The organism is Streptomyces globisporus (genome assembly GCF_003501885.1).
In the GTDB taxonomy this organism is placed as follows: Bacteria; Actinomycetota; Actinomycetes; order Streptomycetales; family Streptomycetaceae; genus Streptomyces; species Streptomyces globisporus_D.
The window spans coordinates 1-17,577 of record NZ_QWFA01000123.1 but is presented as its reverse complement, the minus strand read 5'-3'; the positions used below and the strand labels follow the sequence as shown (position 1 = coordinate 17,577).

Annotated in this window: 16 protein-coding genes and 3 pseudogenes; 4 read left to right on the top strand and 15 right to left on the bottom strand. The window is 72.4% G+C overall.

Annotated features, from left to right (window positions below):
* Positions 1 to 60: 60 nt before the first annotated feature.
* The 6 genes from pyrE to D3105_RS22095 all read right to left on the bottom strand — a co-directional run bounded on the left by pyrE (position 61) and on the right by D3105_RS22095 (position 5,233).
* Positions 61 to 600, bottom strand: a complete 540-nt coding sequence (gene pyrE, locus D3105_RS22120) for an orotate phosphoribosyltransferase (RefSeq protein ID WP_097878131.1) — start codon at positions 598 to 600, stop codon at positions 61 to 63.
* Positions 601 to 660: 60 nt separating this feature from the next.
* Positions 661 to 1,467 carry an aldose 1-epimerase gene (locus D3105_RS22115; protein ID WP_118904818.1) on the bottom strand — a complete coding sequence of 269 codons (807 nt, stop codon included), beginning with the start codon at positions 1,465 to 1,467 and terminating at the stop codon, positions 661 to 663.
* A 20-nt stretch (positions 1,468 to 1,487) separates the two neighbouring features.
* Complete coding sequence (locus D3105_RS22110) at positions 1,488 to 2,345, bottom strand: SRPBCC domain-containing protein (protein WP_118904817.1); 858 nt, start codon at positions 2,343 to 2,345, stop codon at positions 1,488 to 1,490.
* A gap of 112 nt (positions 2,346 to 2,457) precedes the next feature.
* A complete protein-coding gene (locus D3105_RS22105; protein ID WP_118904816.1) occupies positions 2,458 to 4,056 on the bottom strand; it encodes a polyamine aminopropyltransferase in 1,599 nt (532 codons plus the stop codon).
* Positions 4,057 to 4,123: 67 nt separating this feature from the next.
* Positions 4,124 to 4,645 (bottom strand): DUF2617 family protein, encoded by a 522-nt coding sequence (locus D3105_RS22100; RefSeq protein ID WP_118904815.1) that lies wholly within the window; start codon positions 4,643 to 4,645, stop codon positions 4,124 to 4,126.
* Positions 4,646 to 4,966: 321 nt separating this feature from the next.
* Positions 4,967 to 5,233, bottom strand: coding sequence for a hypothetical protein (locus D3105_RS22095; RefSeq protein ID WP_118904814.1), 267 nt, complete (start codon positions 5,231 to 5,233; stop codon positions 4,967 to 4,969).
* 139 nt (positions 5,234 to 5,372) lie between these two features.
* Here D3105_RS22095 and D3105_RS22090 point away from each other — a divergent pair, with 139 nt between their 5' ends.
* Complete coding sequence (locus D3105_RS22090) at positions 5,373 to 6,539, top strand: pyridoxal phosphate-dependent aminotransferase (protein WP_118904813.1); 1,167 nt, start codon at positions 5,373 to 5,375, stop codon at positions 6,537 to 6,539.
* Between the two features lie 77 nt (positions 6,540 to 6,616).
* Here the strand turns inward: D3105_RS22090 and D3105_RS22085 are convergent, their stop codons facing one another.
* On the bottom strand, positions 6,617 to 7,162 hold the full coding sequence (locus tag D3105_RS22085) for a YbjN domain-containing protein (protein WP_118904812.1): 546 nt from the start codon (positions 7,160 to 7,162) through the stop codon (positions 6,617 to 6,619).
* 158 nt (positions 7,163 to 7,320) lie between these two features.
* Entirely contained in the window at positions 7,321 to 9,912 is a 2,592-nt protein-coding gene (gene clpB / locus D3105_RS22080; protein WP_118904811.1) for an ATP-dependent chaperone ClpB, read from the bottom strand.
* 151 nt (positions 9,913 to 10,063) lie between these two features.
* On the opposite strand from clpB, the gene D3105_RS22075 reads away from it, so the two are divergent.
* The gene (locus D3105_RS22075; protein WP_032782140.1) at positions 10,064 to 10,465 is read left to right on the top strand and encodes a pyridoxamine 5'-phosphate oxidase family protein; all 402 of its coding nucleotides are present in this window, start codon (positions 10,064 to 10,066) and stop codon (positions 10,463 to 10,465) included.
* A gap of 110 nt (positions 10,466 to 10,575) precedes the next feature.
* Here the strand turns inward: D3105_RS22075 and D3105_RS22070 are convergent, their stop codons facing one another.
* A complete protein-coding gene (locus tag D3105_RS22070; RefSeq protein WP_003967571.1) occupies positions 10,576 to 10,896 on the bottom strand; it encodes a hypothetical protein in 321 nt (106 codons plus the stop codon).
* Positions 10,893 to 11,135 (bottom strand): hypothetical protein, encoded by a 243-nt coding sequence (locus tag D3105_RS22065; protein WP_240646988.1) that lies wholly within the window; start codon positions 11,133 to 11,135, stop codon positions 10,893 to 10,895. The genes D3105_RS22070 and D3105_RS22065 overlap by 4 nt, the downstream gene beginning before the upstream one ends.
* A 109-nt stretch (positions 11,136 to 11,244) precedes the next feature.
* Between D3105_RS22065 and D3105_RS22060 the strand changes: the two are divergent.
* Both D3105_RS22060 and D3105_RS22055 read left to right on the top strand, forming a co-directional pair.
* Positions 11,245 to 12,280 (top strand): annotated as a pseudogene (locus D3105_RS22060) (helix-turn-helix transcriptional regulator).
* Positions 12,281 to 12,327: 47 nt separating this feature from the next.
* Positions 12,328 to 12,678, top strand: a pseudogene (locus tag D3105_RS22055) (LuxR C-terminal-related transcriptional regulator); the annotation flags it as partial.
* Positions 12,679 to 12,770: 92 nt separating this feature from the next.
* On the opposite strand, the gene D3105_RS22050 reads toward D3105_RS22055, so the two are convergent.
* The 5 genes and pseudogenes from D3105_RS22050 to D3105_RS34670 form a co-directional block, all read right to left on the bottom strand.
* Entirely contained in the window at positions 12,771 to 13,517 is a 747-nt protein-coding gene (locus D3105_RS22050) for an ABC transporter permease (protein WP_118904810.1), read from the bottom strand.
* On the bottom strand, positions 13,510 to 14,274 hold the full coding sequence (locus D3105_RS22045) for an ABC transporter ATP-binding protein (RefSeq protein ID WP_240646987.1): 765 nt from the start codon (positions 14,272 to 14,274) through the stop codon (positions 13,510 to 13,512). Before D3105_RS22045 ends, D3105_RS22050 begins: the two co-directional genes overlap by 8 nt.
* A gap of 71 nt (positions 14,275 to 14,345) precedes the next feature.
* A complete protein-coding gene (gene lxmJ, locus D3105_RS22040) occupies positions 14,346 to 15,380 on the bottom strand; it encodes a F420-dependent peptide dehydroalanine reductase LxmJ (protein ID WP_118904808.1) in 1,035 nt (344 codons plus the stop codon).
* Complete coding sequence (locus D3105_RS22035) at positions 15,377 to 16,822, bottom strand: M16 family metallopeptidase (protein ID WP_118904807.1); 1,446 nt, start codon at positions 16,820 to 16,822, stop codon at positions 15,377 to 15,379. Before D3105_RS22035 ends, lxmJ begins: the two co-directional genes overlap by 4 nt.
* Positions 16,819 to 17,577, bottom strand: a pseudogene (locus D3105_RS34670) (hypothetical protein); the annotation flags it as partial. The gene D3105_RS22035 and the pseudogene D3105_RS34670, both read right to left, overlap by 4 nt.

Here is a 17,577-nt window from a genome sequence, read left to right as displayed (position 1 = left end):
CTTGCCATCCGGCTCCACCCGGCGGACCCGGTTTCACGTGAAACCGGGTCCGCCGAGGGTTCAGCCCAGGTCGAGATCGGCCACCGAGTACACGTGGACGTACGGCAGACCGGCCTCGGCGATGGCCGGGGCGGCCCCGCGCTCGACGATCACGGCGACGGCGACGACCTCGCCACCCGCCTCACGGACGGCCTCGACGGCGGTCAGCGGCGAGCCGCCCGTGGTCGAGGTGTCCTCGACGACCAGGCAGCGGCGGCCCTTGACGTCCGTGCCCTCGATACGGCGCTGCATCCCGTGCGCCTTCTGCGCCTTGCGGACGACGAACGCGTCCAGGCTCTGCCCCCGGGCGGCGGAGGCGTGCAGCATCGAGGTGGCGACCGGGTCGGCCCCGAGCGTCAGTCCGCCGACGCAGTCGTAGTCCAGCTCGGCGGTGGCGTCGAGCATGACCTGCCCGACCAGCGGCGCGGCCTTGCCGTCCAGCGTGATCCGGCGCAGGTCGATGTACCAGTCGGCTTCCAGACCCGAGGAGAGGGTCACCTTGCCGTGCACCACGGCCTTGTCCTTGATCTGCTGGAGCAGGTCAGCGCGTACGTCAGTCATGTCCACGAGGGTAAGCGGTGCCGCACGGGCCCACGCCCGACCCCACCGCCGGGCACCGGCTCAGAGCCGGGTCCAGCTCCAGGTCGTGGTCATCTCCAGCGGGTCGATCGGGGTCACCAGGCGGGGCGTGGTGTTCAGCCCGTTCGGCGGACCGGACTGCGGTTCCACGCAGACGGCCTCGTCCTGCTCGTCGTAGACCACCACCCACTCGCTGCGGCTCTTCACCGTCAGCTCCAGCCGCTCCGGCCAGGTGATCCTCACGTCCACGCCGTCGGGCATCCCGAAGCAGTCGTCCCACGGGCCGGGTTGCGGGTCGATGCGCCGCCCGGTCGGCAGATGGTCCCCGCCCCGCTCCTCCTGCCAGCCGGCGTCGAAGGACAGCTCGGCGTCCCGGCCGTCGAGGGTGCGGTGGAACCAGGGGTGCCAGCCGGCCTGGGCCGGGAAGGAGTCGCCGTACGTCTCGACGGCGAGGCCCAACGTGAGCGTGTCCTCGGCCAGCTCGAAGGTCTGCGTCACCCGGCCCTCGTACGGCCAGGGCTTCGCGAGGTCGTAGTAGAAGGCCGCCCGGCCCTCGGCCAGGTCGGCGGCCGTGTGCGCGGGGTGCCAGGAGGTGTCCCGGCCGGTTCCGTGGATGGCGTGCGGCGGGGAGTTCAGCGGCAGCTCGTGGAGCTCGTCGCCGTTGCGGAACTGCCCGTACCCCGTACGCCCGCACCAGGGGACCATCGGGAAGCAGCCGTACCGGTCGCCCTGGCGGAGGAGTTCGGTGGACCCGATCCGCAGGCTGCTGATCCGGCAGCCGTGCACGGGGTCAACGGTCAACTCGGCCGCGCCGACGGTCAGCCTGACGTTCTCTTCGCTGCTGCTCACCCGACGACCCTACTGGCGGCTCACGGCCTGCGGCGCCGCAACGCCCGGCCCAGCACCACGGCGGAGGCGAGCGCGAGGGCCGCGGCGGGGGCGACCCACCGCAGGGTGGTGCTCGCACCGCCCGCCTCCGGGGAGGGCACGGGGGCGTACCGGCCGCGCGGCGGCGCGTGGTCGACCTCCTCGGCGCTGCGCCCGATCATCGTGCGGCGGGCGTGCGCGGCCTCGGCGGGCGGTTCGTCCGGAACGGTGAACTCCACCCCGGCGACGGGGTCGAGGGAGGGCGGCGGCACGGGCGAGTCGAAGACGGACCCGGAGCCGTCGTCGCTCTCGTCGCTCGCGAGCCCCTCTGCGGCAACGGCGTCGCTCTCGTCGCCTTCAAGTCCCTCCGCGGCAACGGCGTCGTCCCCACCGGGGTCCGTGCCCGCGTCGGCGTCCTCGCCCTCCCGCGCCGCCAGCGACTCCGTCACCAACTGCTGGGTGAAGCGGTCCAGGAGCCGGTGGGCGGCCGCGAGCGCCGCGCACTCCTCCAGCTCGACCAGCCGCCCGTCCCCGTCGGCCGTACCGCTGTAGGCGATCGTCGTCCCGCCGTCCGTCGCCGTGAGGACGATGGTCAGGGCCAGCTCGACCGCACCGGTGCCCCGGGCCTCCACGCCCTTCCCGGTGACGGAGAAGCGGTCTCCCTCCGGGCCGGTGAGCCCCAGCTCACCCCGGTAGGTGATGGTGTGGCCGCCGGCCCGCAGCTTCAGCCGGCCCGCCAGGGGCGACGCGGCGTCGGCGTCCTGCTGGAGACCGGGGACACAGCGGGCGACCCGGGCGGGATCGCCCAGGGTGCGCAACAGGGTCGGGACGGGAACCGGAACGAACACCTCATGCTCCATGGAAACCGAGCCTAATCGGCCACGGCCCCGAACGTCAGCGCTTCGGGCCGCCGAAGGACCAGCGAAGAACCTTCGAAGGACCCACGAAGGCCGACGTCCGCACCCCGTCGGCTCACGCGTCTTCCCAGTACCTCGGGTGGACCAGCGTCGACGGGAGCATTCCCGGCAGCCGGGCCTCGGCCGCGGCCCGCGCCCCCTCGCGCAGCTCCCGGCCCCGCAGCGAGCGCGGTTCGGGCCCTCCGGCGGCCAGCGCGGCCTGCGGGGCCTCGCCCGGTGCGGCGAGGAGGAAGCCCCAGTCCTCCCGCTGCCGGCCCTCCCCGCCGCCCCGGTCCGGGCTCGCGGCGAAGCCCGCGTACCGGCCCGTGACGCGGTAGGGGCGGGTCGCGAGGCCGCCCGCACGCACCGAGGCCTCCACCGTCCAGAAGGTCTGCGGCCGGGACCCCAGCGGTCCGGCGTGCACCACGAGCCGCCCGTCCGGGGCCAGGGCCTCCGCGATCAGCCCGTAGAACTCGGCCGAATACAGCTTCGTACTGGCGGTGATGCCCGGGTCCGGGAGGTCGGAGATCACCACGTCGTACCGGCCGTGGTCGGCCCGGAGCCAGGGGAAGGCGTCCGCCCCGACCACGGTGAGGCGGGGGTCCCGGAAGGCGTGGCCGTTCAGCTCGGAGAGGGCGGGGTCGGTACGGGCCAGTCGGGTGACGGCGGGGTCCAGCTCGACGACGGTGACCGCGCGGACGTCCCGGTAGCGCAGCACCTCGCGGGCGGCGAGCCCGTCGCCGCCGCCGAGGATGAGCACGCGGGCGCGGGGCCCGTTCATCGCGGGGTGCACCAGCGCCTCGTGGTAGCGGTACTCGTCGCGGGCGCTGACCCGCAGCCGACCGTCCAGATAGAGGCCGAGGGAGTCCCGGTCGGCGCCGGTCACCACGACCTCCTGCACCCCGGTCTGCACGGCGACCCGCACCTGGTCCCCGTACACCGCCCGCCGCGCCGCCCGCTCGAAGTCGTCGACCAGCACCGTGGCGGTGGCCAGCACCGCGATCACCGAGACGTTGGCCAGGACGAGGAGCCAGCGCGAACGGGGGCTCAGATCGTGCCGGAACACCCACAGGACGAGCGCCCCGCCCGCCGCCGCGTTGACCGCGCCGGTGAACAGCGCACCGGTCAACTGACCCAGCATCGGCAGCAGCAGAAAGGGGAACGCGAGCCCGCCGACCAGCGCGCCCACGTAGTCGGCGGCGAAGAGATCGGCGACGGCCCCGCCCGCGTCCTGCCGGTCGACCCGCTGGATCAGCGTCATCAGCAGCGGGATCTCCGCGCCGATCAGCACCCCGATCGCCAGCGAGAACCCGACCAGGGCGTACTGCGAATCGCCGAGCCAGGCGAACGAGGCGTAGAGGACCAGCGCCGAGGAGCCGCCGATCAGGGCGAGGGCCGCCTCGATCATCCCGAAACCGACGGCGGCACGGCAGCGCAAACGTTTCGCGAGAAGGGATCCGATGCCCATCGCGAACACCATCACGGAGAGCACGACGGACGCCTGGGTGACCGAATCGCCGATGAGATACGAGGCGAGCGCGACCAGTTCGAGCTCGTAGACGAGACCGCAGGCGGCGCAGACGAAGACCGCGGCCAGCACGAGGAGCCGGCCGGTCCTCGGCCGTACGGGAAGCCGCGCCGCGCCCCCTCGCAGCGTCATCTGCTGGTCGATCATGACGCGAACGCTACGTCACGACACCGTCGCACCTTGTCACCCACACGGGTGTAAGTGCCCCTGCCACTCAGGCCGCGGGCGCGGGAATCCGCACGCCCACCCGGGTCCGGGTCACCACCAACTGCCCCTCCTGCGGGTACGCGTGCCAGGTGCGCCACCGCACCTGCCCCTCGGTGCGCTGGGCGAGCATCGCGGTGAAGGCGTACGGGCTGCCGGGGAAGGTGCCCACCAGACCGTGCGGGTGGTCGCTGACCAGGGCGAGCAGCTCCTGCGCGCGCCCGGCGAACTGCCCCTGGGTCAGGGTCTCCACCCGCGCCGCGAATTCGTACTCCCGGTCTCCGAGGCGCTTCGAGACGCCGAGGGGCAGGGGGGTGCTGCTGCCGGGCAGACAGGCCACGGTCTCGGAACAGCCCCCCTGCTCCTCCTGGAGGAGCACCTGGTGGGAGGCTCCGAGCAGCCTCAACTGGAGTTCGGCGCCGTCGAACCGGAGGTCGAGGACCGCCAGGGCGGGCAGCGGCTCCCGACCCAGCATCCAGGCCAGGTCGGCGGCGCGGGTATCGGAATAGGCCGTCTGGAGGGTGGTGAGCATGGGTGGGCTCCGCAAACACACATGGACGCCGGGACAGCAGAACGCCCCCGGATGACTGCGTGTGGGAGGTGAGGGGCGCCCGATCTGGTCCAACTGGGGTCCGAGGGCTGAATGTTCTCTTCGACGAGGGAATCACGAAGTACGCCGCACTCACAGCGTTTTCGCCCAACTTGCCGTGGTTTCCATCCCCTCGGGGGCCCCACGGTTCAACTGTTCAACCGAAAACGTCCGCGTCGCTCAACAAAAAGGCGTCCGGAGGGAGTTCACCCTCCGGACGCCCGGCGTCAGGTCACTGTCGGTGACCGTGCGAGGACGGTTCCGTCAGCTGCTGCCCCCGCCGCAGCCGCCCCCGCCGCCGCAGGAGTGCCCGCCCGAGCCGGAGTCGCTGCTGGAACCGGAGTCGCCCCACGACCACCAGCCGCCACCGGAGTCGCCACCGGTGAGGCCCTCGCCGCCCGCGGACGCCGACGAGGAACGCCGGCCCTTGGTACGCGAATGCGCCATCCTGCTGCCCCCGGTGGCCCGCAGCACGGCCAGCAGTCCTCCGACGACGACCGCGGCGATCACTGTCGCGATGAAGACGCCCATGGCCCCCACCCGCCTTTCCTTCCCCCGAAGCGAGGTCCCCCGTCGCTTCCCCGTTGTTGTGTGACAGGGGGATTCCCAGAGCCCTCGCGCGCCAAAGCGGACTTGAGCAACTCCAGAGCTTCGGCCCAGGATGGCGCCCATGACACAGGGACGACCGCTGCTCAACCGCCGCCTCGCCGCGTTCGGCACGACGATCTTCGCCGAGATGTCGGCGCTGGCCGGGCGGACCGGCTCCATCAACCTCGGCCAGGGCTTCCCCGACACCGACGGACCCGAGGAGATCCGGGAGGCGGCGGTCCGGGCGCTGCGCGCCGGCCACGGCAACCAGTACCCACCGGGCCCCGGTGTCCCGGAACTGCGCAACGCCGTCGCCGCCCACCAGGAGCGCTTCTACGGCCTGACCTGGTCCCCGGACACGGAAGTCCTGGTGACCACCGGGGCCACCGAGGCGATCGCCGCATCCCTGCTCGCCCTCCTCGAACCGGACGACGAGGTCATCGCGTTCGAGCCGTACTACGACTCGTACGCCGCCTGCATCGCCATGGCGGGCGCGAAGCGCGTACCGCTCACCCTGCGCGCCCCGGACTTCCGCCCGGATCTCGACGAACTGCGCACCCTGATCACCCCGCGCACCCGCCTCCTGCTGCTGAACACCCCGCACAACCCGACCGGCACGGTGCTCACCCCCGACGAACTGTCCGGAATCGCGACCCTCGCGGTGGAGCACGATCTCCTGGTGGTCACGGACGAGGTGTACGAGCACCTGGTCTTCACGGGGGCGCACCACCCGATCGCCGCGCTCCCCGGGATGCGCGAGCGCACGGTGTCCATCTCCTCGTCGGGGAAGACGTTCTCGTACACCGGCTGGAAGATCGGCTGGGTGACCGGCGACGCTCCCCTGGTGGCGGCGGTGCGCGCGGCGAAGCAGTATCTGACCTTCGTCAGCGGGGGCCCGTTCCAGTACGCGATCGCCGAGGCGCTCGCCCTGCCGGACGCGTTCTTCACCGGCTTCCGCGCGGACATGCACCGCAAGCGGGACCTGCTGGCGAAGGGGCTGCGCGCGGCGGGCTTCCGGGTGTACGAGCCGGAGGGGACGTACTTCATCACCACCGACATCTCCCCGTTCGGCGACGAGGACGCCTACGCCTTCTGTCGCGCGCTGCCGGAGCGCTGCGGAGTGGCGGCCGTGCCGGTCTCGGTCTTCTACGACGACCCGGAGGCGGGCCGCAGCCAGGTCCGGTTCACGTTCTGCAAGAGGGACGACGTGCTGGAGTCGGCGGTGGAGCGGCTGGCCCGGCTGGGCTGAGCCCCGGGCGTACGGAAACGGCCCGGGCGGCGGTCGCGATGACCGCTGCCCGGGCCGTGACCCGATTGTTTCGGGGACTAGGCGCCCGCGGGCTCCTCGCCGTCCGTCTTGCCCTCGGCGGGCTGGATGCCGAGGCGCTCGATGAGCCACTTGTCGAACTCGATCGAGGCGCGCACCCAGCTCACCGTCGAGGAGACGAAGTGCTCCAGGCTGACGCCCGTGCCGATGAGCATCTGCGCCTCACCGATCAGCCGGACGGAACCCGTCTCGCCCTCCTCGCCCTCGTGGGCGTGGGTGTAGACCTTGGGCCACAGGGTGCGGCGGTTCCAGTCGTCGATGGCGTCCAGCAGGACGGGACGCTGGTCCGCGTCGTGCGGGCGGTCGTAGAACGTACGGACCGAGAAGACCTGCTGCTCCGCCTCGCCGCGGAACATGAAGTACGTCCGGAACTCTTCCCACGGCGCCGCGAGGTCGCCCTCGTCGTCGACGACGTACTTCAGCTCCATCTGGTCGAGGAGCTGCTTGACGAGGTCCTGGTCAGGGACGACGGGGCCCTCCGGTCCTGCCGCCTGCGGTTCGGGCTGGCCCCCGAAATTAGGAATCGAGGACGGATCGATGCTCACCGTTATTTCCCTTCGTGCGGTTGCGGCCATCCTCTCCCATGGCGGGCGGGGCATGGCAAGCCCCGGCGGCCCCGATCAGCCACAAGCTGACAGACAGCGTGTGGAGACGGGGTCCGCCGGACGTTCGCTCACAGCGTGCGACGCTCGGTGACCGGCGGTTACGAGGCGGGGCCGACGATCAGCCCGCCCTCGGCCCGGTCCACCCGTACGGTGTCACCGTCGCGGACCTCGCCGGACAGGATCTCCTTGGCGAGCCGGTCGCCGATCGCCGTCTGGATGAGCCGGCGCAGCGGCCGCGCCCCGTAGGCCGGATCGTTGCCCTCCTGGGCGAGCCAGGCGAGCGCCTCGGGGGTGACGTCGAGGGTGAGCCGCCGGTCGGCGAGCCGGGCCGCGAGCCGGTCGATCTGGAGCCCGGCGATGTGGGCCAGCTCGTCACCGGACAGGGCGGAGAAGACCACGAGGTCGTCGAGCCGGTTGATGAACTCCGGCTTGAACGACGCCCGCACCACCTCCAGGACCTGCTCCTTCTTCACCTCGGGCTTGACCAGGGGGTCCATCAGGAACTGGCTGCCGAGGTTGGAGGTGAGGACGAGGATGGTGTTGCGGAAGTCGACCGTGCGGCCCTGGCCGTCGGTGAGCCGGCCGTCGTCGAGGACCTGGAGCAGGATGTCGAAGACCTCGGGGTGGGCCTTCTCGACCTCGTCCAGGAGCACGACGCTGTACGGGCGGCGGCGGACGGCCTCGGTGAGCTGGCCGCCCTCCTCGTACCCGACGTAACCGGGCGGGGCGCCGACGAGGCGGGCGACGCTGTGCTTCTCGCCGTACTCGCTCATGTCGATGCGGATCATGGCCCGCTCGTCGTCGAACAGGAAGTCCGCCAGCGCCTTGGCCAGCTCGGTCTTGCCGACGCCGGTCGGGCCCAGGAAGAGGAACGACCCGGTGGGCCGGTCGGGATCGGCGATCCCGGCCCTGGTCCGGCGGACGGCGTCGGAGACGGCCTGCACGGCCTCGCTCTGCCCGATCAGCCGCTTGCCGAGTTCGCTCTCCATCCGCAGCAGCTTCTGCGTCTCGCCCTCCAGCAGCCGCCCGGCCGGGATGCCGGTCCAGGCGCCGACGACGTCCGCGATGTCGTCAGGACCGACCTCCTCCTTGACCATGGTGTCCTTGTCCTTCGAGGCCTCCTGCTCCGCCTCGGCGGCCTCCTCCAGCTCCCGCTCAAGCCCCGGGATCTCCCCGTACAGCAGCTTGGACGCGGCGTCGAAGTCGCCGTCGCGCTGGGCGCGTTCGGCCTGGCCGCGCAGCTCGTCGAGGCGCTCCTTGAGCTCACCGACCCGATTGAGACCCTGCTTCTCCTTCTCCCAGCGGGCGTTGAGGCCGCGCAGCTCCTCCTCCTTGTCGGCGAGGTCGCGGCGCAGCTTCTCCAGGCGCTGCTTGGATGCGGCGTCGGACTCGTTCTTGAGGGCCAGCTCCTCCATGCGCAACCGGTCGACGGAGCGCTGGAGTTCGTCGATCTCCAGGGGCGAGGAGTCGATCTCCATGCGCAGCCGTGAGGCGGCCTCGTCGACCAGGTCGATGGCCTTGTCGGGGAGGAAGCGGGAGGTGATGTAGCGGTCGGAGAGGGTCGCGGCGGCCACCAGCGCCGAGTCCGCGATCTGCACCTTGTGGTGGGCCTCGTAACGGCCCTTGAGACCGCGCAGGATCGCGATGGTGTCCTCGACGGACGGCTCGGCGACCAGCACCTGCTGGAAGCGGCGCTCCAGGGCGGGGTCCTTCTCGATGCGCTCGCGGTACTCGTCGAGCGTGGTCGCGCCGACCATGCGCAGCTCGCCGCGGGCCAGCATCGGCTTGAGCATGTTGCCCGCGTCCATGGCGGAGTCGCCGCCCGCGCCGGCGCCGACGACGGTGTGCAGCTCGTCGATGAACGTGATGATCCGGCCGTCGCTCTCCTTGATCTCGGAGAGGACGGTCTTCAGGCGCTCCTCGAACTCGCCGCGGTACTTCGCGCCCGCGACCATCGCGCCGAGGTCGAGCGAGACGAGCCGCTTGTCCTTGAGGCTCTCCGGGACGTCGCCCTTGACGATGCGCTGGGCGAGCCCCTCGACGACGGCGGTCTTGCCGACGCCGGGCTCACCGATGAGGACGGGGTTGTTCTTCGTCCGGCGCGACAGCACCTGCACGACGCGGCGGATCTCCTGGTCGCGGCCGATGACCGGGTCCAGCTTGCCCTCGCGTGCGGCGGCCGTGAAGTCGGTGCCGAACTTCTCCAGGGCCTTGTACTGGCCCTCCGGGTCGGGTGTGGTCACCCGGCGCCCTCCCCTGCTCGTCTCGAACGCGGCCAGCAGCTGCTTGGCGCCGGCCCCTTGCCCGTCGAGGATCTCACCGGCCCGCCCGCCCTGCGCGGCGATGCCGATGAGCAGGTGCTCGGTGGAGATGTAGTCGTCGCCCAGCTCCTTGGCCCGCTGGGCCGCGTCCTGGATGACGGCGAGCATCTCGCGGTTGGGCTGCGGCGGGGCGACGGTGGACCCGGTGACGCTGGGCAGCCCGCCGAGCAGCCGCTCGGTCTCACCGCGTACGAGCGCCAGGTCGGCCTCGACGGCGGCGAGGAGATCGACGATGTTCTCGTTGTCCTGCCCCTCCAGCAGCGCGAGCAGCAGGTGCCCCGGGGTCAGGTCGGGGTGCCCGTCCTTCACGGCCCGGTTGGTGGCCGCGTTGATGGCGTCGCGGCTCTTGTTGGTCAGCTCGGCGTCCACGTGTGGTTACTCCTCCTCGCAGCTGGGGGCGTACGTCTGTATTGACTTAATCAACGTACACAAAGTTGAGTCTATTCCACTCAAGGCCGTGATCGCACGCGCCGCGACCCTCGGGGACGGCCTCGTTCGGGGGTGCTCGTACGCTGCCCCCATGGCAGACGTACGCAATCCCTCCCCCGAATACGTCGCGTTCTGGCGCGAGAGCCACCTGTCCACGCTGACGACCCCCCGCCCGGACGGCACACCGCACGTGGTGCCGGTCTGTGTGACGTACGACCCGGAGGCCGGGATCGCGCGCGTGATCACCGACGGGGGCAGCCGCAAGGTCGCCCACATCCGCGCGGCCGGCCCCGACGGGGCACGCGTGGCCGTCTGCCAGATCGACCGGGCCCGCTGGGCGACCCTGGAGGGCCGCGCGGTCATCCGCACCGAGCCGGAGACCGTCAAGGACGCGGAGGCCCGCCACGAGGAGCGCTACGGCCGTCCGCCGCGGATCAACCCGACCCGGGTCGTCATCGAGATCACCCTCGACCGGGCGCTCGGCAAGGCCTGACCCCGCACAGAGCCGCGGAGACAGCACAACGGCGCCACCGTGTTCAGGTCACGGTGGCGCCGCTGTGTGGGGGAAGCGCCTGGAGCGACAGGTGACGACGGGGGAATCGCTCAGGCACTGCGGGGGGTGGCGGAAAGGGGTTCTGCGTCGAACAGCTCGTGGTCGCGCTGATCGAGATTGACGAAGATCATGCCGTACCTGACGGCACAGCGAACCGGCTGCGGGGCGCCGCGGGGCCGACGGAGGCAACGATAGGCGCGGACGTCCTCGTCCTCTTCCATCACCACGACGATCGGCTCTCCGAACAGGGTGACCATCAACGAGTCGCCACGGCGGGGGAGGGCCGTGAGCAGATCGATGAAATGCCACCCTGAGCGATAGGCGGTTGCCATCTCGCGCCGGAAGGTGCGGTCGTCCGGCGGGGTGCTCATGCCTGGGCTCCGTCCGACGACGCGGTGCCCGACGGCGAACCGAGCGCCGCTTCCGTTCCCGTCGCCTTCGCGGGCATCAGGTCCCAAGCCAGGTCTGGAGGCGGAGCTGCCAGCGCATGCGCGCCGACCGCACCGTTGGTCACGCCGCCCTCAACGAGGTCAAGAACACTCAGCGCTCCGGTCGTCACCCCGACAGAGAGGGCAACAGCAAGCACCGAGCGAAGCGTTTTGTAACTCATGGTGGGCTTCGTCCTCACTTCCAAGGTTTCCTCTCCCCCGCAAACAAGACGATGGCCCATCCAGGCACGTCAATGCCACAGAACCGGTGCATCATGTTCCTGCTGATTCATGTTCCTGGGGGGTGGAGAATTGACCACAGAAAGAACTAAAGCGACACATCCCCACGCGGTAAGCGCAATGTGCGACGAGGGGGCGCGGCTTTACGCCAGCGCGCTGAGCGTGGGCAAGATAGCTCGTGTCGAGACAGAGGACGCTCCCTGCCTACTCGAGTTCGCCCTGCTGCACCCCGATCCCGACGATGCCACCTGGCTTCGACCGGTGCCACCTTCAGCGGCGTTGACGCAGCGACTCCACCCGATCGAGCGAGAGATACAGGAGCGCAGGCGGCTCTCGGTCGAGCTCACCGAGGCGTTCGAACCCTTCATGGCCATCAGCGCGCAGGCACCGCCGACGACGCACGCCATCACGGTCCTCGAAGGCATCGACCGCATCAACGCGTCGATAGAGCTCGCTCTGGCCGAGTGCCGCTCGGAGGTTCTGACGATTCAACCAGGCGGGGGGGCGCAGTGAGAACGCGCTGACCATCGCCATGGAGCGCGGCAGGATGCTCACGGCACGCGGAGTCGGCATGCGCACTCTGTATCAGCACACCGTTCGCCACAGCCACGGAACTCTCAGCTATGCCGCTCAGATGGCCGAGAGCAAGGTCGAGATCCGAACGCTCGAAGAGCTCATAGAGCGGCTCATGATCTTCGACAACACCGTGGCCTTCATCCCGGCCACGGACGATCGAACCGTAGCGCTGGAACTGCGGCACCCCGGCATCGTGGAGTACCTGGCCAAAGTCTTCGAGCAGCTCTGGCACCGTGCGATACCCCTTCAGGAACAGATTCCGTACGACTCCAAGTCGGACGGGATTTCCGGCGTACGGCATTCCATCGCCAAGCTCCTCGTCGAAGGCCACGTCGACGAGGCGATCGCCCGCCGCCTCGGCATGAACGTACGGACCTGCCGTTCGCACATCGCCAAACTCAGCGTCGCGCTGGGGAGCAACAGCCGGGCCCAACTCGGCTACCTCATCGCACGATCAGGAATCCTGGACTCAGACCCCGACCATGCGATATCCCCCGGCACCGGGGCGTGACCGCACCCCGGGGGAGAGCGCTGCCACGCCCAGGTGGACCAGGGAACATCCCCGCATCCGCCGACCGCGACACCGCCCTGCGGATCGGACACCCGGCCCTGGTCGCCTACCTCATCCAGGTCTACGAAGTCCTGTGGGCGCAAGCCGTCCCGCTGGCCGAAACCCATCACACGGCCGCACCGGACGTCCCGGTCACCGCCGTACAACCAGGCATCGCCCGCCTCCTCGCCGAAGGCCACGTCGACGACGTCGTCGCCCGCAAGATGGGCATCAGCCTCCGCACCTGCCGCGCCCACATCGCCACACTCATGCAGACCCTCGGCGCCACCAGCCGCACCCACCTCGGCGCGCTCCTCGTCCGGTCCGGCATCGTGGAAGCCGGCCGGCGCGAGCACTGAGACAGAGGGAGCGGTGGCCGGGCGGCGCGGGGCCGGGGCTTGGCCGCACCCCCCGGAGGAGCGCGGCCGTGCCCGGGCGGCGAGGGTCGTTCTCAGACGTCGCGGTGGGTGAAGAGGCGCGTGCCCGCCAGGGACATCGCCGCCGTCCAGCCCACGAGCAGCAGCAGGCCGTACGGTGCCGCCAGCGCGTCCGGGAAGCCGGAGGCGTCGCCGAGCAGAGCGAACTGGGCGCCCTCGGGGAGGAACCGGCCCAGCTCGGGGAGCTGGCCCAGCACCAGTACCTGGCCCAGCGTGCCCCAGACGACCAGGCCCAGGACCGCCGCGAGCCGGTTGCGGACGACGAAGCCGATCGCGGCGCCCCAGGGGCCGGCCAGGGTGCAGATCGTCAGGACGGCGGCGGCGGTCGTCCAGGTGGAGCCGTCGACGGTCAGCCCGGAATCCTTCGCCGCGAGCGCCCCGTACCCGACGGCGAGGGAGCAGACCACCGCCGCGCCGCCGAAGACCAGGCCCGACACCGTCGTGGCCAGCAGCTTGGCGCCCACCACGGCCGAACGGCCCGGCGCGTACAGCACAGTGCGGCCGATCGAACCGGAGCTGAATTCGCCTGTGACGTGCAGCGCCCCGAGCAGCGTCGCGAAGAGCGCGGCGGACGCGCCGAGCCCGACGATGTTCTCCGTCAGCTCCGCACCGGCGGACGCCGGGTCCGACTCCGCGTACACCAAGCCCAGTTGGCCCAGCGCGCAGAAGGCGAGCGCCACCAGGAGAAGCGCCGGAAGGGCCAGCCCCGTGCGCAGTTTGAGGAGTTCGGCGGAGAGCTGGTTGCGCAGGACCTCAGGCACGGGTGACCTCCCGACGCGGCGCGGCGTCCGCGCCCTCGACGAGTGCGAAGTAGGCGTCTTCCAAACGGCCGCCGCCGCGCCGCACCAGCTCCTGGAGCGAGCCCGTGAACAGCACCGATCGGCGCAGCACGACCACGTCGTCCACGCTCTGCTCGACCTCGGAGAGCATGTGGCTGGCGATCAGCACCGTCCGCCCCTCGCCGGCGGAGCGCTCGACGAGGCGGCGCATCCAGCGGATCCCGTCCGGGTCGAGTCCGTTCAACGGCTCGTCCAGGATGAGGAGTTCGGGATCCGGGAGCAGGGCGACGGCCAGCGCCAGGCGCTGCCGCATCCCCGTCGAGCACGCCTTCACCCGCTTGCGTTCCGCACCGTCCAGGCCGACCTGCGCGATCACCTCGGCGATACGCGAGAACGGCAGACCCAGCGAACGGGCCGATATCTCCAGCTGACGGCGGACCGTCACCCGCGGGTGAAAGCCGATCGCGTCCATGACCACGCCGACCCGCTGCGCCCGCTCCGGGGCGGACAGCGGCTCCCCGCCCAGGACCTCGGCGCTCCCCGCGTCGGGGCGGGCCAGCCCGAGCAGTATTCTCAACAGGGTGCTCTTGCCCGCCCCGTTGGGCCCCAGCAGGCCGGTGACCTTGCCCGGCCGCAGCGCGAAGCTCACGTCGTCGAGGGCCTGATGGTCGCCGAACCTCTTGCTCACGCCGTCGAAGACGACGCTTCCCCCTGCCCGGGGCGGATGCTCTGGTCGCACGTGTACTTCCTGTCCTGCCGTTCGGTCAATGCGGTCCGCACCGACGCCGGTCACGCGTCGGCGGGTGTTCCTCAGCCAACCAGCCGGCCGGGCCGCTCCCCCGGCTCCGCGGGCGCAGCTTCCTGCCGATCGCCGGGCAGGAAGCTGCGGCAGGCGGCGAGGATCTCCTCCAGGTCCTCCACGGCCGCGTGCACCCCCTCACCGAGGAGCACCCCCGTGGGGTTGAGCAGCACCTCGTCCACCCCGCTGCGGCGGTACGCGTCCAGCGCGCCCGCGATCTCCTGCGCGCTGCCCGCCACGACCACCCGGTGACGCAGCAGGGCGTCCGCGGTGCCCGTCGGGTCGTGCGGGTCGAGGGGGAGACCCGCCGCCCGCAGCATCGCCGCGTAGTGCGGGGCCTCGCGGTGCCCGGCGGTCGCCGCGAGCGCCAGGGCGCGTACGTCACGTCCCGGCCGGTCGACGACAACATGCACGGCGGTGGCGATCCGGGGCGCCCGTGACCGGCCGGCCGCTGTCGCCCCCTCCTCCAGCGCGGGCCGCAGCGTCCCCGCCACATACCCGGGCGGCGTCATCCAGGTGATCGCGACGTCCGCGGCCTCCCCCGCCGTACGCGCCATCCCGGGCCGCAGCACGCCCGCCCCGACCTCGACCCGCGGCGCGTGCGGGAGCACCGGCAGTGCGCCGTCGAGGTGGTGGTACGGGCCGCCGGCCTCGACCCGTTCCCCGTCCAGCAGGGCGCGTACGGAACGCAGGTAGTCGCGGACCGCCGTACGCGGGCTGTCGTACGGGCGCCCCGTCAGGCCCGCCACGAAGTCCGGGTTGCCGATGCCGAAGCCCGCGACGACCGGTTCGTCGGTGAGCAGCGCCAGCGAACGCGCCTGGAGCGCCGCCTCGTACGGGTGCCGCAGCGGAAGCAGGGTCACGCTCGTGCCGACCGGAACCCTGTGCCCCGCGCCCGCCAGGTACGCCAGCACCTGGTGCGTCTCGGCCTGGAAGGACTGGCACATCCACAGGCGGCGGGCCCCGGTACGCCGGACGAGCGCGGCAAAGGGGGCGACGAGTTCGGGGTGGTCGGGCTGGAGCGGGTAGAGGACGGCCGGGTTCACGGGTGAGCACCCTTCTGGTGGTGGGGAACGGTGGGGGCGGGGGTCCGCTCGGCAGCGGGGGTGGGCGCGTCTGGGCCGGCATGCGCCGGGGCCGTCGCCGCGGGCCCCGGCTCGTACGTCGCCACCACGGCCCGGCCCGGGGCCAGATGACGGGCGGCCGCCTCCGCCACCTGCTCGCGGGTGACGGCGGCGAGCCGCTCCCGGTAGCCGTCCAGCCAGTCCGGCTCCAGGCCCGCCGCGGCGAACCCGGCCAGCGCGCTCGCCTCCTCCGCGCGGGTCGCGAGGGCGAAGCGGGTGAAGCCGGCCGCGTAGGCGCGGGCGCGGTCCACCTCCGCCGGGGACGGGCCCTCCTCGGCGAGGTCCCGGAGACACCGGGTGATCTCGGCGGCGATCCGGCCCGCACCGCCCGGCGCTCCCGCACACGCGATCTCCAGCCAGCTGCCCGCCCCGTTCTCGCGGAGGCCGGCGGAGACGTCGTACGCGAGCCCGTACCGGTCGCGCACCTGCCGGGCGAGCCGGGCGGAGGCGTACCCGCCCAGCACCAACTGGGCGAGGTGGAACGGGGCGTGCAGCGGATCGGCGGTGGGGACGCCGGGTCCGACCGTCAGGACGAGGGACTGCCCCCCGACGGCGTCGCCCCGCCCGGCCTCCGAGGTACCCGGCTCCGTGAGCTCCACCTGGCCCGGACGCGGGACCGCGCGTGCGAACGGCGGCAGGGCGAGCCCCGACGGGCCCCCCGACCAGGGCGCGAGCCGTTCGCCGACGAGCCGCAGCACGGAGTCCGGCCCCTCGCCCGCGAGGACGACCAGCGACGACCCGCCGGGGACCACGGCACGGGCGTGGAGGGCCTGGAGGTCGTCGGGAACCAGGGAGACCACGTCCAGGAGCGGTGCCGTCCCCCCGGACTCCGAGGACAACGGGTGCGGGCCGAACCCGTGCGCGAGCGCCGCACGGCGCAGCCGTACCCGGGGCGCGGGCGCGCGCGGCGCGGCGGCCGCCCGGCGCTGGGCGATGGCCACCTCGCCCTCCTCGTACCGCGGGCGCAGCAGCAGTTCGGCCAGCAGGTCGAGCGCACCGGGCAGCCCCGCGGCCAGCACGCTGACGGAGAGGATCAAGGACTCGGCGGTGACGACGGTGCTGAGCTCCGCCCCGAGGTCGGCGGCCCGGTCGGCGATGTCCTGCCGGGTACGGTCCCGGCTGCCCGTTCCGAGGCAGGCTGCGAGCAGCTCCTGGGCGGCGGCGAGCCCCGGTTCGGTGCGCGCGTACGGGATGACGAGACGCAGCTCCGCGAGCGGGGCGGCGGGGGCGTGCGCCGCGAGCACGCGCAGCCCGGTGGGGAGGACGGCGGAGAGGGTGGTGCGGGGCGCGGTGGTGGGCGGAGCGGGTGGCGGCAGGGTGGGGGTGACTCCGGTCGGGAGTGCGGCGGTACGGGCCCGGGTCATCCGACGGTGCCTTTCTGCGGGGCGAGTTCGGTCACGGTGACCGGTCCTTCGAGCAGCGCGCGGGCCGCCGCCGCCACCTCGGCGGGTGTGGTGCGGCGCAGCTCGTCGGGGAGCGCGTCGGGGCCCGCCGAGCCCGGCAGGAGGAGGGCGTCGCGGCCGAGAGCGACGGCCCGGGTAGGAAGGGAGTCGGCCTGCCGGTGCCAGGCGACGAGCAGGGAGTTCACCGCACGCCGGTGTTCGGCCTCGGGAAGCGGGCCGTCGGCGATGGCCCGCAGGACCGACCGCCAGATGTCGACGGCCGCACCGGCCTCGGTGCCGGGCGCCCGGCCGAGCACCGCGAGGGTCAGATCGGGCGCGGCGGAGGCGAGCCACTGGCCGTGGTAGCCGCAGGTGACGGTGGCGGAGGTGAGGCGGCGCCCGTCCCGCGCGGACCGGGCCAGCGCGGGCAGCCGGGACCGGCCGAGCACCTGGGCGAGCACGGCCTGGGCGAGGTACGCGGGGCGGTCGGCGACCGGGTCGGGCAGGGGATGCCCGACCGCGACACCGGGACGCGCGGCGGGGAGGGGCGCGGTGCGGATCTCCCTCGGGGCGCGGGGCTCCCCTGCGGCCCGGGGCTCCCGTGCGGCGCGGATCTCCCCCGCGGCGCGGGCCTCCCCCGCAGCGTCGACCGCCTCGACGACACGGGTCTCCCCTGCGGCACGGGCCTCCTCCACGGGGTGGACCTCTCCCACCCCCGCGAACACCTCCCCCACGAC